Here is a 2,570-nt window from a genome sequence, read left to right as displayed (position 1 = left end):
CCGGGCACCGTACCGCCCCGCCCGCGACCGGCTCCCGCACGCCGGGCCGCCGTCCGTCATCCGTCTTCTCTTCACTTTGGGAGCGCTCTCGCCATGACCGCCGTACGACCCGAGACAACCACCCAGCCGGCCTCGGACACCTCCTTCCCGACCGGCTTCGTCTGGGGTGCCGCCACCGCCGCCTACCAGGTGGAGGGCGCCGCCTCCGAGGACGGCCGCACCCCCTCCATCTGGGACACCTTCAGCCACACCCCCGGCAAGGTCCGCAACGGCGACACCGGCGACATCGCCGCCGACCACTACCACCGCTACCGCGACGACGTGGCCCTGATGAAGGACCTCGGCCTCAAGGCCTACCGGTTCTCCATCTCCTGGCCCCGGGTCCAGCCCACCGGCCGCGGCCCCGCCGTCGAGCGCGGCCTGGACTTCTACCGCCGCCTGACCGACGCCCTCCTGGAGGCGGGCATCACCCCGGTCGCCACCCTCTACCACTGGGACCTGCCCCAGGAGCTGGAGGACGCGGGCGGCTGGCCGCACCGCGACACCGCCCACCGGTTCGCCGACTACGCCGCCCTCGCCGCCCGCGCCCTGGGCGACCGGGTCGGGGTGTGGACGACCCTCAACGAGCCCTGGTGCTCGGCGTTCCTCGGCTACGGCTCCGGCGTGCACGCCCCCGGCCGCACCGACCCGGCCGCCACCCTGCGCGCCGCCCACCACCTGAACCTGGCCCACGGCGAGGCCGTCGGCGCCCTGCGCGCGGCCCTGCCCGCCTCCGCGCAGGTCTCCATCACCCTGAACCTGCACCAGGTGCGCCCGCTCACCGGCAGCCCCGAGGACGCCGAGGCCGCCCGCCGCATCGACGCCGTCGGCAACCGGGTCTTCACCGGCCCCCTGCTGGACGGCGCCTACCCCGAGGACCTGCTGCGCGACACCGCGCACGTGGTCGACTGGGAGGAGCTGGTGCGCGCCGGGGACCTCGCGGAGATCTCCCGCCCCATCGACGTGCTCGGTGTCAACTACTACGCCCCGACCGTGGTCTCGCTGCCCGCCGACGGCGCCGCCAGCACCCGCAACGACGGCCACGGCGCGAGCGACCACTCCCCGTGGACCGGCTCCGAGAAGGTCGCCTTCCACCTCGCCAACGACGATCTGACCGCCATGAACTGGGCCATCGACGCGGGCGGGCTGCACACCCTGCTGACCGAGATGTCGGCCCGCCACCCCGGGCTGCCGCTGATGGTCACCGAGAACGGCGCCGCCTTCGACGACTACGTCTCCCCGGAAGGGCGCGTCGAGGACCCGCAGCGGATCGCCTACCTCCACTCCCACCTGGACGCCGTCCGCCGGGCCATCGCCGACGGAGCCGATGTGCGGGGCTACTTCCTGTGGTCCCTGCTGGACAACTTCGAGTGGTCCTACGGCTATTCGAAGCGCTTCGGCGCCGTCTACGTCGACTACCCCACCCAGCGCCGCATCCCCAAGGCCAGCGCCCGCTGGTACGCCGAGGTGATCCGCAACAACGCCCTGCCCGCCTGACGGGCCCCCGCCGCCCGCGGAATCGAAGGCGCCGCCGTCACGCTGTTACATTCCTGGCCTGACGGCGGTGAACGGAAGGCGGCGACCATGGCAGGCAGCGGTGTGAGGGGCCGGGGCGGCCGGCGGCCGACCCTGGAGGAGGTCGCCGCCCGGGCCGGGGTCGGGCGGGGCACGGTCTCCCGGGTGATCAACGGCTCGCCCCGGGTCAGCGACGCCACCCGCGCCGCCGTGGAGGCGGCCGTCGCCGAGCTGGGCTACGTCCCCAACACCGCCGCCCGCGCCCTCGCGGCCAACCGCACCGACGCCATCGCGCTGGTCGTCCCCGAGCCGGAGACCCGGTTCTTCGCCGAGCCCTACTTCTCCGACATGCTGCGCGGGGTCGGCGCGGGACTGTCCGACACCGAGATGCAGCTGCTGCTGACCTTCGCGGGCAGCGACCGGGAACGGCAGCGGCTGGCCCAGTACCTGGCGGCCCACCGGGTGGACGGCGTGCTGCTGGTCTCCGTGCACGCCGACGACCCGCTGCCCGATCTGCTGGCCGAGCTGGAGATCCCGGCCGTGATCAGCGGCCCGCGCTCGGCGGCCGAGTCGCTCACCTCGGTGGACTCCGACAACTACGGGGGCGCCCGCGCGGCCGTGGAACACCTGCTGTCCCGGGGCCGCCGCCACATCGCCCACATCACCGGCGCGCTGGACGTCTACGGCGCCCAGCGCCGCGCCGACGGCTACCGCGACGCCCTGGCCGACGCCGGCCGCCCGGTGGACGAACTCCTCATCGAGCCGGGCGACTTCACCGAGGAGGGCGGCCGGCGGGCGATGGCCACCCTGCTGTCCCGGCAGCCCGGCCTGGACGCGGTCTTCGCGGGCTCGGACGTGATGGCGGCGGGCGCCCGCCAGGTGCTGCGCGAGGCGGGCCGGCGGATCCCGGAGGACGTGGCGCTGGTCGGCTACGACGACTCGGCCATCGCCCGCCACATGGACCCGCCGCTCACCAGCGTCCGGCAGCCCATCGAGGAGATGGGCCGGGCGATGAT

The 2,570-nt window shown here is 74.5% G+C and carries 2 protein-coding genes; both read left to right on the top strand.

Annotated elements, in window-relative coordinates; genetic code table 11:
• The first annotated feature begins 93 nt into the window (after positions 1-93).
• On the top strand, positions 94-1,536 hold the full coding sequence (locus H5J33_RS30740) for a GH1 family beta-glucosidase (protein WP_181798046.1): 1,443 nt from the start codon (positions 94-96) through the stop codon (positions 1,534-1,536).
• Positions 1,537-1,623: 87 nt separating this feature from the next.
• The coding region (locus tag H5J33_RS30735) for a LacI family DNA-binding transcriptional regulator (protein ID WP_181798045.1) at positions 1,624-2,570 on the top strand (947 nt) is incomplete at its 3' end.

This window comes from Streptomyces sp. WELS2 (genome assembly GCF_013870595.1).
Classification (GTDB): domain Bacteria; phylum Actinomycetota; class Actinomycetes; order Streptomycetales; family Streptomycetaceae; genus Streptomyces.
This window is presented reverse-complemented; position numbering and strand designations above follow the sequence as displayed.

Coding starts and splice junctions, on each gene's coding strand:
- H5J33_RS30740 (WP_181798046.1), top strand. CDS start 94: ATGACCGCCGTACGACCCGAGACAACCACCCAGCCGGCCTCGGACACC.